This is a genomic window from Bradyrhizobium sp. USDA 4501 (genome assembly GCF_054062115.1).
The window spans coordinates 8,989,298-9,001,212 of sequence record NZ_JBSSEX010000001.1 but is presented as its reverse complement, the minus strand read 5'-3'; the positions used below and the strand labels follow the sequence as shown (position 1 = coordinate 9,001,212).

Genomic DNA, 11,915 nt, shown 5'->3' with positions numbered 1-11,915 from the left:
ACGCGCCAGTCACGGCGCGGCGAATCGGTTGCTCTGACTATGCCACGGATGGGCTGCCAATGGGGACGGCCGCGCCCTGGAGCCCGGCCATCCCCATAGATAGGAAACCGCGATTACGCCTGCGAGGTGCGGATTACAATGACCGTGAACAGGGCCATGGCGGCGACCACCAGCAGTGACCCGACGATCGGCGCCGCCTCGAACGACGGTCCCTTCAGCAGCACGGCGGCCACGCCGGCCGGGAACAGGACGCCGCCGACGATATGCAGCCAGCCCTGGATTCTGGCGAGCAGCATGCTGCCCGCTTCCGGCACCAGCCGGTAGTAGAGGCCGAACAGGAACAGCAGCACGCCGCCGACCAGATTGAGATGCGCATGCGCCGGTCCCAACGTGAAGTCGTGCTGGATACCCATGGCGATGCCCGCGAGCATTCCGAACAGCAGGACGAGAACGCTCACGCACATCATCAGCGATCCGATCATCCAGTAATTCCTTTTTCTTGTGAGGGAGATGCCAACCTGGACCTCAGGGGCCTTACGGGAAATCACGGTCGATCCCCGCCTTTGTGACTTGATGTCACGCAATCGGCTGGCTTACCTGTTCTTAGGCTGCGTGCCGCTAGAAAGGTTCATTCGAGGTTCAACGGAGCGGGAAGGCACACGACGAGATGGAAGACCTTGCGCGGGCCCTGGCCGAATTCGTGCGGCACCACCAGGCCTGGGCCGCTCCGATCGTCATGCTGCTGGCGTTCGCTGAATCGCTCGCCTTCATTTCATTGCTGGTTCCGGCCTGGGGCGCGCTGGTCGCGATCGGCGCCCTGATCGGCGTCAGCGGGATCAGCTTCTGGCCGATCTGGATCGCGGGCGGCGTTGGTGCCGCGCTCGGCGACTGGGTCTCCTACTGGTTCGGCTATCGCTACAAGGAGCAGGTCGCGCAGATGTGGCCCCTGTCGCGCTACCCGGAGATCCTGCCGCGGGGCGAGGCCTTCGTGAAGAGCTGGGGCGTGCCCAGCATCTTCATCGGCCGCTTCTTCGGTCCACTGCGCGCCTCGGTGCCGCTTGCGGCCGGCATTTTCGAGATGTCGTACTGGCAATTCCAGATCGCCAATTTCGTCTCCGCGCTGGTCTGGTCGGCGGCACTGCTGCTGTTCGGCGACGTCATTGCCCATGCCATCGAGTGGGTGTGGCGGGTGGTGTAGCAAGCTCCGGAATAAGGCCGACCTGCAGGGGTTAGGCGGGAGGGTAACCGCTCGAGCTGTCGGCATCGCGCGAGTATCGAAACGCTGATACAACCGCGCCCACCGGGCGCGAATTCATCGGGCGCAGTTTCACTGGGAAGGACAGCACATGGAATTGACACGACGTCATGCTCTCGCCGGCGCTGCCGGCATCGCCGCCGCACCGTTGCTATCAACCGTTCCTGCGGGCGCTGTGGCGCCGGTTGCCGACAAGCAGGCGCCGAGCTTCTATCGTTACAAGGTCGGCGACATCCTCGTCACCGTGGTGTCCGACGGCAAGAACGTCTTCAAGCTGGAAGACTCCTTCATCCCCAATGCGAAGCGGGACGACGTCAACGCGGCGCTGGAGAAGGCGTTCATGCCGCGCGACATGATGACGATCTGGTTCGCACCGCTGGTGCTCAACACCGGCGGCAAGCTGGTGGTGATCGACACCGGCAATGGCGCGCTGGCGAAGGCCAGCACGAAGGGCGCCAATGGCCTGTTCGCCGACAATTTCGTCGCCGCCGGCTTCGATCCCAAGAATGTCGACATGGTCGTGATCTCGCACTTCCACGGCGACCACGTGAACGGCCTCTTGACCGCCGAAGGCACGCCGGCATTCCCGAATGCCGAGGTGCTGGTGCCGGCGACCGAGTGGAAGTTCTGGATGGACGACGGCGAGATGAGCCGGGCACCGGCCGGCCGCATGCAGGGCCTGTTCAAGAACAACCGCAATATCTTCGAAGCCGGCCTGAAGAAGAAGGTCACGCCGTACGAGTGGGGCAAGGAGATCGCGCCGGGCCTGACCTCGGTCGAGACCGTCGGCCACACGCCGGGCCACACCTCCTACGTGCTGGCCTCGGGCCCGGACAAGGTCTTCATCCAGTCCGACGTCACCAACAATCCGAACCTGTTCGCGACCAACCCCGGCTGGCATGCGTTCTTCGACCAGGACGGCGACGTGGCGGAGAAGACCCGTCGCCGCATCTACGACATGGTGGTTGCCGAGCGGCTCCAGGTGCAGGGCTTCCACTATCCGTTCCCGGGCCTCGGCAATGTGGTGAAGGACGGCGGCGGCTATCGCGTCGTGCCGGCACCGTGGAATCCGGCGATCTAGCCAGTCATTCCCCGGTGCGCCATTGCGCACCTGAGGGCGCGCGGAGCGCGAACCCCGGAATCTGGAGGTCCTAGCGCGAGATTCCGGGTTCGATGCTGTGCATCGCCCCGGAATGACAAGCAACAACTTGACGTCAAGGGGGCGCGGCCTTATAGCCCGCGCCCATGATCAACGCCGCGACCATCATCATTGCCCGCCGCCGCCGCATTATCGCGGTATGGGCGGTCGCTCGCGTTTAAGACCATCGCCTCTGCCGCCGGACCCGATCCCGCGGCGCTCTCCTGAAAAAGACACGCGGTTCGATCTGGCGGCTCCTTCGTCATGCAGGAGCTTTGACCATGTATACGCCACCGCCCTTCAAGCCTGACCGTGCCGCGAGCCTTGCCTTCGCGGAAGCGCGTGGTTTCGGCATGGCCTGCGCGTGGGACGGCGGCAAGCCGATCGCCTCCGCGCTCCCGTTCTACTTGACTTACGCCGCCGACGGGACGCCGCGGGCGCTGTTTCATGTTGCCCGTCACAATCCGCTGGTAAAGCTGGCGGGCGGGTCACCTTGGCTGCTGGCCGTTACCGGCGCCGACGCCTATGTTTCGCCGGACTGGTACGTGTCACCCGATCAGGTGCCGACCTGGCTCTATCAGGCGGTGCATCTGACCGGGCCGGTGCGGACGTTGTCGGATGACGAGCTTGCCGTTCAGATCGACGCGCTGAGCGCCAAGTTCGAGGACCGGCTGCTGCCGAAAAAGCCGTGGGTGTCGGGCAAGATGACCGCCGCGAGGCTGGAAACCATGAAGAAGGCCATCGTGGGTCTCGAGATGATGGTGGAAGAGGTGGAGGGCAGCTTCAAGCTGAACCAGCACAAGTCTGAAACCGATTTCGCGGCGGTCGGCAACACGCTCGCTTTGCAGGCCGAAGCCGGTGCCCAAGACATCGCGGCCTTGATGCGCGAGGTGCGCCCGCAGGCTTTCGCGCTGATACAGGCCGAGATGACTACGCTTCCGAGGAGCGAGCAATGACGAAGAAGAAAATCGGAATTTTGGGCGCGTCCGGCTACACCGGCGCCGACGCGGTGCGCCTGTTGGCGCGGCATCCGAATGCCGAAATCACCGCGCTTACCGCTAACACCCATGCCGGCAAGACGATGAGCGAGGTGTTTCCTCACTTCTTCATGCTCGACCTGCCAAAACTCGTGGAATGGGAAAAGGTCGACTGGACGCGGCTCGATGCCGTGTTCTGCGGACTGCCGCACGGGACGACGCAAGAGATCATCGCCGCGGTGCTGAAAGCCAATCCCAGAATCAAGATCCTCGATATGTCCGCGGACTTCCGGCTGCGCAACAAAGACAGCTATGCGCAATGGTACGGCCATGAGCACCGGGCGCTCGAATTGCAGGACGAGGCGGTCTATGGGCTGACCGAACTCTACCGGGAGGAGGTCACGGCCGCGCGGCTGGTAGCCTGTCCCGGCTGCTATCCGACGGCGGTGCTGCTGGCGCTTGTTCCGCTGGCGAAGGCAAAGCTGATTGACGTCGACGACATCATCATCGACGCAAAGTCGGGCGTCACCGGCGCCGGACGCGGACTGAAGCAGAACACGCTGTTCAGCGAGGCCGGCGAAGGGTTGTCGCCCTATTCGATCGGAAGCCATCGACACTCGGCGGAGATTGAGCAGGAGATTGGCGCGGCCGCTGGCTCGGCTGTGACGGTGAACTTCACCCCGCATCTCATTCCGATGGCGCGGGGTGAGTTCTGCACATCCTATGTCAAGCTCAACGGGGCTACGCCGGACGATTTGCGCGCCGAGCTGGAAAGGGCCTACGCCAACGAGCCGTTCGTATATGTGACGAAGAAGGGTGTGCTGCCACAGACGCAGAACGTGCGTGGTTCGAATTATGTTCAGATCGGCGTCGTCGCCGACCGGATCAAGAACCGCGCCATCGTGCTCTCGACGCTCGATAATCTTGTGAAGGGTTCGGCCGGACAGGCGATCCAGAACATGAACCTGATGTTCGGCTTGCCGGAAACCACCGGACTGGAGCAGATCGCGCTGTTTCCATGAGCGGGGGGTTGTTGTCGCTGGCGAGGGGCGCTCAATCTAAGGATAACTGCCCATCCCCGTTGGCGGCGCAGGCGCGGCCAGATGTGTTAAACGAAACGAACGAGCTCGAAAGGAACGTGCCATGACCCTCACCGACACCAACCAACCGAAAACCAGGAGCGGTGCGACCAAGGCCACCGTGTTCGTCGATGGCGGCTCAGGCACGACCGGCCTCGGCATCCAGGAGCGGCTGCTCTCGATCGGCGACGTTGCGGTGAAGCACATCGCCGAGGACAAGCGGAAGGATGCCGGCGCCAAGCGCGCGCTGATGGAGGAGGTGGATCTCGTGATCCTCTGCCTGCCTGACGAGGCCGCCAAGGAGACTGTGGCGCTGATCGACACGATGGGCAATGCCGCGCCAAAAGTGCTCGACGCCTCGACGGCCTATCGCGTTGCGCCCGACTGGGCCTACGGTTTTCCTGAGCTCGCGCCCGACCAGGCCGACAAGATCCGTAACGCGAAGAAGGTCTCCAATCCGGGTTGCTATCCGACCGGCGCGATCGCGCTGCTGCGGCCGATCGTCGATGCCGGCGTGCTGCCGGCGGATTATCCCGTCACCGTCAACGCGGTGAGCGGCTATTCGGGCGGCGGCAAGTCGATGATCGCCAGCTTCGAGGACGGCTCGGCGCCGGCCTTCCAACTCTACGGCCTCGGCTTCGAGCACAAGCACGTGCCGGAGATGCAGCTCTATTCGCACCTGACGCGAAGGCCGATCTTCATCCCGTCGGTCGGCAACTACCGGCAGGGCATGCTGGTCTCGGTGCCGCTGCAACTCGACGCGCTGCCGGGCAAGCCTGATGGTACCGATCTGCAAGCGGTTCTGGCGAAATGGTACGCCGGCAGCAAATATGTCTCGGTGATGCCGCTGCAGAACGAGGCCGCCAAGGGCGGGCGGCTCGAGCCGGAGGCGCTCAACGAGACCAACCAGCTCGAGCTCTACGTCTTCGCCAGCGACAAGCACCACCAGGCGGTGCTGGTCGCGCGGCTCGACAATCTGGGCAAGGGCGCCTCGGGTGCCGCGGTCCAGAACATGCGGCTGATGCTCGGGCTGGCCGACAGCTGACGGCGACGCGGATCGTGGACGACGCCACGCTGCAGTTCTATCGGCGCAATGCCGAGGCCTATGCCGGGTGGGCGAAAGCCCCGTCCACCCGGCTGATCGGCTTTCTGAAGCTGCTGCCGCCGGGCGGCGCGATCCTCGAACTCGGCTGCGGCGCCGGCAATCATGCCGCCGTCATGCTCGCCGAAGGCTTTGTGCTGCGTGCGACCGACGGGTCGCCCGAGATGGCCGAGGTCGCGGCGCGCCGCATCAAACATCCCGTCGAGGCGATGCTGTTCGATGAGCTCGAGGACCGCGAAGCCTATGACGGCGTCTGGGCCAGCGCCTGCCTGCTGCACGTGCCGCGCGACGAATTGGCCGACATCATCGGCCGCATCCATCGGGCGCTGAAACCCGGTGGCGTTTTCTACGCGAGCTACAAGATCGGCCATGGCGATGGCCGCGACAGCATCGGCCGCTACTACAATTATCCCGCGGCGGACTGGCTCGCTGCGACCTACGCCGCGTCAGGGGCGTGGACGCAAGTCTCGTCCGACACCAGCGAGATCAAGAGCTTTGACGAGGCGCCCGCGACGATGCTGCACATCGTGGTGCGCAAGGGCGGCTAGTGGCTCGTCACAGTGATTTTGACGGTTTGATACCGAGCCAGCTTAGGATCGGCAAGTTCTCTGGCGGCACGAGGATTTCGATGCTTCTGGGGATATCGGCTCGACGGCGAATGAGGCCGTTACGTTCGAGCGTGACGATCATCTGATGGACTGAGGGCGGGCTAACACCGAAGTGACGCTGCATGTCGGCTTCGGCGGGGGGCCGTCCGAACATGTGCGAGTAGGTATAGATGAAAGCCAGATAATGGCCCTGCTTCTCGGTAAAGCGTGCGCCTGATTTTTGACTCATGGATCGATTCGTCCGGAGCCTCCGACAGGGAGGCGAACGATGAATGTACGGTACCGGGTTGAATTGAGCCAAGCCGAGCGAGAGGAACTGACGGCGATGCTGAGCGGCGGCAAGCATGCCGCTCGCAAACTCAAGCGGGCCCAGATTTTGCTGGCGGCCGACATCGGCAGCCGCGACGAGGAGATTGTCCGGACCGTCAGAGTAAGCGCCTCCACCGTCTATCGGACCAAACGCCGCTTGGTGGAAGGCAATCTCGATCGGGCCTTGAGTGAGGAGCCGCGTCCCGGTGCGGAGCGCAAGCTGACCGGCAAGGAGGAAGCCCTGCTGGTGGCGACCGCATGCGCCAAGCCGCCCGCTGGCCGGAGGCGCTGGACGCTGGCGCTGCTGGCCGACGTGATGGTCAAGCTCACCGATCATGACAGCCTGTCGGGCGAGACCGTGCGCCGCCGGCTGGCCGATAATGACCTCAAGCCGTGGCGCAGGGACATGTGGTGCATTCCCCATGTCGATGGCGAATACGTCGCCCGCATGGAAGATGTGCTCGATCTCTACGCTGAAGCGCCTGATCCCGAGCGGCCGCTGGTCTGCTTCGACGAAACCCCCGTCCAGCTCATCGGCGAAGTGCGCCAGCCGATCCCACCCGAGCCGGGAAAGCGCGAGCGTTACGATTACGAGTACCGCCGCAACGGCACCGTCAATCTCTTTGTCGCCCTCGATCCGCATCGGGCCTGGCGTAACGTCAAAGTCACCGAACGGCGCACCGCCGTGGATTATGCTCACTGCATGCGCGAACTCGTCGATGTCCATTACCCCAAGGCCGCCTGCATCCGTGTCGTGCAGGACAATCTGTCGATCCATGCCCCCGGCGCCCTCTACCAGGCCTTTGCCCCCGCCGAGGCCCGCCGCATCCTGCGCCGCCTCGAGTTCCACTACACCCCGAAACACGCCAGTTGGCTCAATATGGTCGAGATCGAGATCGGCGTGCTCCAAGGGCAGTGTCTCGGCCGCCGGATCGACGATCCAAAACGCCTTAGAAACGAGATCGCAGCATGGGAGCGGCAGCGAAACAAAACTCGCGCCCGTATCAACTGGATGTTCACAACGGACAAAGCTCGCACCAAACTGGGGCGCGCCTATCCAGGCATACCCAAAGAGTCAAAATCACTGTGACGAGCTACTAGTTGATGCCGCGCCGGCGCGGCTGTCGCCGCGACCGGCGGGAATATCTGGATCAGAGGACCTTGAAGATCGCGAGCGCCAGCACCGCCTGGGCGAGGAAGCCGACCGTAAAGGCCAGGGTGCGGAACACCGGCAGGCCGAGCGTGTACACGATCAGGTGGGCGACGCGGGCCCAGAAATAGACGGCGCAGGCGAGCACGGTCCATTTGGTGGAATAGTCGGCCGCGTTGAGGATCAGGACCAGCGGCGCGAAGATCACGAGGTTCTCGACCGCGTTGTCATGGGCGAACATCAGCCGGTTGGCCCATTCCGCGTGCGGCTTGTCGTTGCGCGAGGGGTTGCCCATGGCGGCGGAGAGGCCGCGCACCTGGCAGCGGTTGATGATGTAGGGGATCCACAACAGCCCGGTCAGGATCACCGTCAGTGACAGCCAGAACAGTTCGCGCGTCATCGTCTCCCCCTCACGTGAATTCGATTCCCGACCGTCGGGACCGTCTGTTTATAGCTGAGCGGGAGACTTGGCGCTACGCGCGGACGCGGACATAGCTGCCCGGGGCGTCCTCGAGCACCTGCGTGCCGTTGGAGCCGACCATGCGCGCCGGGACCGTCTCCGGATCATGGCTTTCCAGCCAGCCGCGCCAGTCGGGCCACCACGAGCCCTTGTGCTCCTCGGCGGCCTTCAGCCAGTCGGCGAGCTTCATGTCCTTGATGTTGTCGTTGGTCCAGTACTGGTACTTGTTCGACGCGGGCGGATTGACCACACCGGCGATATGGCCGGAGCCGGACAGCACATATCTCACCGGGCCGCCGAAGAACTGCGAACCGTAGAGCACCGATTCCGCCGGCGCGATGTGATCCTCGCGGGCGGCGAGGTTGTAGACCGGCACCTTCACCTTCGACAGATCGAGCAGCGTGTTGTCCAGCACCATGGTGCCGGTCGACAGCCGGTTCTCCAGATAGCAGTTGCGCAGGTAGTAGGAGTGGTTCGACGACGGCATCCGCGTCGCATCCGAATTCCAGTGCAGCAGGTCGAACGAGGACGGCGTCTGGCCTTTCAGATAATTGTTCACGACATACGACCAGATCAGGTCGTTCGAGCGCAGCATGTTGAAGGCCATCGCCATCTTGCTGCCCTCGAGCACGCCGGATTCCTGCATGTCGCGTTCGAGCGCCGAGATCTGGTCCTCGTCGACGAACACCAGGAGATCGCCGGCATGGGTGAAGTCGACCTGCGCGGCAAAGAACGTCGCCGACGTCACGCGCTGGCGGCGCTTCTCGGCGAGATAGGCGAGCGTCGAGGCGAGCAGGGTGCCGCCGACGCAATAGCCGGCGGTATGCACCTTCATCTCGCCGGTGACCTTCTCGATGACGTCCATCGCCGTCAGCGGGCCTTCGGTCATGTAGTCGGCCCAGGTCTTCTTGCCGAGCTCCTTGTCCGGATTGACCCAGGAGATCACGAACACCGTGATGCCCTGGTCGACGCACCATTTGATGTAGGATTTCTCGGGGCGCAGATCGAGGATGTAGAACTTGTTGATCCAGGGCGGCACGATCAGCAGCGGCGTGCGCAGCACGTTCTCGGTCGCCGGCGAATACTGGATCAGCTGCATCAGCTCGTTCTGGAAGATCACCTTGCCCGGCGTCGTCGCCATGTTGACGCCGACCTCGAGATTGCTCGAGTCGGACTGGCGGATCCGCAGCGTGCCGTGGCCGGCCTCGATATCCTCGGCCAGCATCTTCATGCCGCGCACCAGATTGTCGCCATTGGTCTCGACGGTGGCGCGCAGCACCTCCGGATTGGTCAGCACGAAATTCGACGGCGCCAGCGCGTTGGTGATCTGCTGGACGTAGAATTCGGCCTTCTTGCGCGTGTGAGGATCGATCCCGTCGGCGTCATGGACCAGCTGCTGCGCCCATTTCGAGGTCAGCAAATAGAGCTGCAGGATGAAGTCGAAGAACTGGTTCGACTTCCATTCCGGATCCTGGAAGCGCTTGTCGCGCGGGGCCGGGGCGATCGCCGGCTTGGCATCGGCCTCGCCGGCCATGCGGCGCACCGCCGAGCCCCAGAGATCGAGATAGTCCTTGCCGAGCTGCATCTGCAGCGACGAGGCGCGCTCCTTGTCGGACAGCCAGTATTCGGCGATCACGCTGAAGGTCTTGATCACCTCACCGAGTTCATTCGGCGGCTTGTCGCGGACTTCTCCGGTCTGGCGCGGCTTGAGATAGGCCGCCAGCGCCTGGCCGCTGCTCTCCATCGCCCGCGCGATGTTCATGGCGAAGGCTTCGGCGTTGAATTTCGGGGTGGCCTGGGTGTCGGTACTAACGTTGCTCATCTGAGGTACAATATCGCGTCGTTTGGAGGGCGTCATCGCGCGGTGCGGCAACGCAAATCAGTCAAAATCCAGCATTTCGCTCTGTTGCGGTGCGAGAAAAAATCTTTGTTCCGTCATATTGAAGCCTCAGGGTTCGCTTTTGGTGTTCCCGCTTTAAGCGTTTCGGGCGACAATGGTTTGAAACGCTAAAGTCGAAATTAACGCAGCGGGGACGCTGCAAGGCTCGTACCAGTGCGACCCGTGTCGGCAACGTGCGACGTGCGCGCTAGCTTGTTGGGGACAATTCGGCGCATGCCGATCGATCGAATGAACAGGGGGCTCGCTGCCGCAGTGCTGCTCGCGTCGTTGGTGGCGCTGAGCGGGTGCTCGAGCACGATCGCCGATATGACGATGCCGGCCGATGCGCCGGCGCGCGAGAAGGACGCCGCCGGCTACCTGCCGGTCCATGATCTTCCGCCCGACCGCGCCGACCCGACGATCAAGCCGGCGGACCAGGCCAAGATCGAGCAGGAGCTGATTGCCGCGCGCGCGCGCCAGGCCTCGACGGCTGCCCAAAGCGGGAAGTAGCGCCCGACAAACGGCCGATCAGCGCTGGCGCCGCCCGGTGTCCGTGCTAAAAGAAACCCAGTTCAACCGCAGATCCGGCCGCAGCCCCCAGATCGTGCGCCTGAATTCGCTCTAAGTCATTGATTCAGTGCGATTTCTGTCAGAGGCCGAGCCGGCTTCCGCAAACTACGCCAAGGGGGTCGATTCTGGCATCGCGGTTGTCGGAGCAAGGGTCCCATGGAAGATTTTTACCGCATTCGCCGTCTGCCGCCTTATGTCTTTGAGAAGGTCAACCAGGCCAAGGCGGCCGCGCGCAACGCCGGGGCCGACATCATCGACATGGGCATGGGGAACCCGGACCTGCCGACCCCGCCGCATGTGATCGAGAAGCTCAAGGAGACGCTGGGCAAGCCGCGGACCGACCGCTACTCGGCCTCGCGCGGCATCAACGGCCTGCGCAAGGCCCAGGCCGCCTATTATGCGCGCCGCTTCGGCGTCAAGCTCAACCCCGACACCCAGGTGGTTGCGACGCTCGGCTCGAAGGAGGGGTTTGCCAACGTCGCGCAGGCGATCACGGCGCCGGGCGACGTCGTGCTGTGCCCCAATCCGAGCTACCCGATCCATGCCTTCGGCTTCCTGATGGCGGGCGGCGTGATCCGCTCGGTGCCCTCGGAGCCGACGCCGCAGTTCTTCGAGGCGGTCGAGCGGGCGATCATCCATTCGATCCCGAAGCCGATCGCGCTGATCGTCTGCTATCCGTCGAACCCGACCGCCTACGTCGCGGACCTCGACTTCTACAAGGATCTCGTCGCGTTCGCGAAGAAGCACGACATCTTCATCCTGTCCGATCTCGCCTACGCCGAAGTTTATTTCGACGAGAACAATCCGCCGCCATCGGTGCTGCAGGTGCCCGGCGCGATCGACGTCACCGTCGAGTTCACCTCGATGTCGAAGACGTTCTCGATGGCTGGCTGGCGCATGGGCTTTGCGGTCGGCAATGAGCGGATCATCGCGGCGCTGGCGCGCGTCAAATCCTATCTCGATTACGGCGCGTTCACGCCGGTCCAGGTGGCGGCGACCGCGGCGCTGAACGGTCCCGACGACTGCATCCGCGAGATGCGCGACACCTACCGCAAGCGCCGCGATGCGCTGGTCGAGTCATTCGGCCGCGCCGGCTGGGACATTCCGCCGCCGCAGGCCTCGATGTTCGCCTGGGCGCCGCTGCCCAAGGCGTTCGAGGCGGTCGGCAGCATGCAGTTCGCGACCCTGATGGTGGAGAAATCCGGCGTCGTGGTGTCGCCCGGCGTGGCGTTCGGTGAGCATGGCGAGGGCTATGTCCGCATCGCGATGGTGGAGAACGAGCAGCGCATCCGGCAGGCTGCGCGCGGCGTGCGCCGCTTCCTTGAAAGCGGCATCGAAACGTTGCACAACGTCGTTCCTCTCGCCAACCGACGCTAATCCTTCCAGGT

13 protein-coding genes are annotated in these 11,915 nt (G+C 63.8%); 9 read left to right on the top strand and 4 right to left on the bottom strand.

The annotated features are described in order from the left end of the window. Window positions 1-113 precede the first annotated feature (113 nt). Window positions 114-482, bottom strand: a complete 369-nt coding sequence (locus ACVWZM_RS42125) for a hypothetical protein (protein WP_057018594.1) — start codon at window positions 480-482, stop codon at window positions 114-116. 185 nt (window positions 483-667) lie between these two features. On the opposite strand from ACVWZM_RS42125, the gene ACVWZM_RS42120 reads away from it, so the two are divergent. The 6 genes from ACVWZM_RS42120 (at window position 668) to ACVWZM_RS42095 (ending at window position 6,099) form a co-directional block, all read left to right on the top strand. Continuing rightward, complete coding sequence (locus ACVWZM_RS42120; RefSeq protein ID WP_028332199.1) at window positions 668-1,198, top strand: DedA family protein; 531 nt, start codon at window positions 668-670, stop codon at window positions 1,196-1,198. Window positions 1,199-1,346: 148 nt separating this feature from the next. Beyond that, window positions 1,347-2,336, top strand: a complete 990-nt coding sequence (locus ACVWZM_RS42115; RefSeq protein WP_456856202.1) for an MBL fold metallo-hydrolase — start codon at window positions 1,347-1,349, stop codon at window positions 2,334-2,336. Window positions 2,337-2,674: 338 nt separating this feature from the next. Beyond that, window positions 2,675-3,349, top strand: a complete 675-nt coding sequence (locus ACVWZM_RS42110) for an FMN-binding negative transcriptional regulator (protein WP_456856200.1) — start codon at window positions 2,675-2,677, stop codon at window positions 3,347-3,349. Further along, window positions 3,346-4,392 carry an N-acetyl-gamma-glutamyl-phosphate reductase gene (gene argC, locus ACVWZM_RS42105; protein ID WP_057018591.1) on the top strand — a complete coding sequence of 349 codons (1,047 nt, stop codon included), beginning with the start codon at window positions 3,346-3,348 and terminating at the stop codon, window positions 4,390-4,392. Before ACVWZM_RS42110 ends, argC (ACVWZM_RS42105) begins: the two co-directional genes overlap by 4 nt. A gap of 121 nt (window positions 4,393-4,513) precedes the next feature. Further along, window positions 4,514-5,494: an N-acetyl-gamma-glutamyl-phosphate reductase gene (gene argC / locus ACVWZM_RS42100; protein ID WP_456856198.1), complete on the top strand. Its 981-nt coding sequence runs from the start codon at window positions 4,514-4,516 to the stop codon at window positions 5,492-5,494. A 14-nt stretch (window positions 5,495-5,508) separates the two neighbouring features. Continuing rightward, the gene (locus ACVWZM_RS42095; RefSeq protein ID WP_057018589.1) at window positions 5,509-6,099 is read left to right on the top strand and encodes a class I SAM-dependent methyltransferase; all 591 of its coding nucleotides are present in this window, start codon (window positions 5,509-5,511) and stop codon (window positions 6,097-6,099) included. 7 nt (window positions 6,100-6,106) lie between these two features. Here ACVWZM_RS42095 and ACVWZM_RS42090 read toward each other — a convergent pair whose 3' ends face one another. Next, complete coding sequence (locus tag ACVWZM_RS42090; protein ID WP_076829365.1) at window positions 6,107-6,388, bottom strand: LexA family protein; 282 nt, start codon at window positions 6,386-6,388, stop codon at window positions 6,107-6,109. A 39-nt stretch (window positions 6,389-6,427) separates the two neighbouring features. Here ACVWZM_RS42090 and ACVWZM_RS42085 point away from each other — a divergent pair, with 39 nt between their 5' ends. Next, window positions 6,428-7,558, top strand: coding sequence for an IS630 family transposase (locus ACVWZM_RS42085; RefSeq protein WP_076829362.1), 1,131 nt, complete (start codon window positions 6,428-6,430; stop codon window positions 7,556-7,558). A 61-nt stretch (window positions 7,559-7,619) separates the two neighbouring features. On the opposite strand, the gene ACVWZM_RS42080 is transcribed toward ACVWZM_RS42085, so the two are convergent. Both ACVWZM_RS42080 and ACVWZM_RS42075 read right to left on the bottom strand, forming a co-directional pair. Then, window positions 7,620-8,018 (bottom strand): MAPEG family protein, encoded by a 399-nt coding sequence (locus ACVWZM_RS42080; protein WP_076828695.1) that lies wholly within the window; start codon window positions 8,016-8,018, stop codon window positions 7,620-7,622. 73 nt (window positions 8,019-8,091) lie between these two features. Beyond that, complete coding sequence (locus ACVWZM_RS42075) at window positions 8,092-9,900, bottom strand: PHA/PHB synthase family protein (protein WP_456814397.1); 1,809 nt, start codon at window positions 9,898-9,900, stop codon at window positions 8,092-8,094. 291 nt (window positions 9,901-10,191) lie between these two features. Between ACVWZM_RS42075 and ACVWZM_RS42070 the strand changes: the two genes are divergently transcribed. Continuing rightward, entirely contained in the window at window positions 10,192-10,467 is a 276-nt protein-coding gene (locus tag ACVWZM_RS42070) for a hypothetical protein (RefSeq protein WP_057018586.1), read from the top strand. 216 nt (window positions 10,468-10,683) lie between these two features. Then, window positions 10,684-11,904, top strand: coding sequence for an LL-diaminopimelate aminotransferase (locus tag ACVWZM_RS42065; RefSeq protein ID WP_016842955.1), 1,221 nt, complete (start codon window positions 10,684-10,686; stop codon window positions 11,902-11,904). Window positions 11,905-11,915: the final 11 nt, after the last annotated feature.

Bases quoted from the DNA above. Each gene is read 5' to 3' on its own strand.
- ACVWZM_RS42085 (WP_076829362.1), top strand. From the start codon at position 6,428: ATGAATGTACGGTACCGGGTTGAATTGAGCCAAGCCGAGCGAGAGGAA.
- ACVWZM_RS42120 (WP_028332199.1), top strand. From the start codon at position 668: ATGGAAGACCTTGCGCGGGCCCTGGCCGAATTCGTGCGGCACCACCAG.
- ACVWZM_RS42070 (WP_057018586.1), top strand. From the start codon at position 10,192: ATGCCGATCGATCGAATGAACAGGGGGCTCGCTGCCGCAGTGCTGCTC.
- ACVWZM_RS42115 (WP_456856202.1), top strand. From the start codon at position 1,347: ATGGAATTGACACGACGTCATGCTCTCGCCGGCGCTGCCGGCATCGCC.
- ACVWZM_RS42080 (WP_076828695.1), bottom strand. From the start codon at position 8,018: ATGACGCGCGAACTGTTCTGGCTGTCACTGACGGTGATCCTGACCGGG.
- argC (WP_057018591.1), top strand. From the start codon at position 3,346: ATGACGAAGAAGAAAATCGGAATTTTGGGCGCGTCCGGCTACACCGGC.
- ACVWZM_RS42110 (WP_456856200.1), top strand. From the start codon at position 2,675: ATGTATACGCCACCGCCCTTCAAGCCTGACCGTGCCGCGAGCCTTGCC.
- ACVWZM_RS42065 (WP_016842955.1), top strand. From the start codon at position 10,684: ATGGAAGATTTTTACCGCATTCGCCGTCTGCCGCCTTATGTCTTTGAG.
- ACVWZM_RS42075 (WP_456814397.1), bottom strand. From the start codon at position 9,900: ATGAGCAACGTTAGTACCGACACCCAGGCCACCCCGAAATTCAACGCC.
- ACVWZM_RS42090 (WP_076829365.1), bottom strand. From the start codon at position 6,388: ATGAGTCAAAAATCAGGCGCACGCTTTACCGAGAAGCAGGGCCATTAT.
- ACVWZM_RS42125 (WP_057018594.1), bottom strand. From the start codon at position 482: ATGATCGGATCGCTGATGATGTGCGTGAGCGTTCTCGTCCTGCTGTTC.
- argC (WP_456856198.1), top strand. From the start codon at position 4,514: ATGACCCTCACCGACACCAACCAACCGAAAACCAGGAGCGGTGCGACC.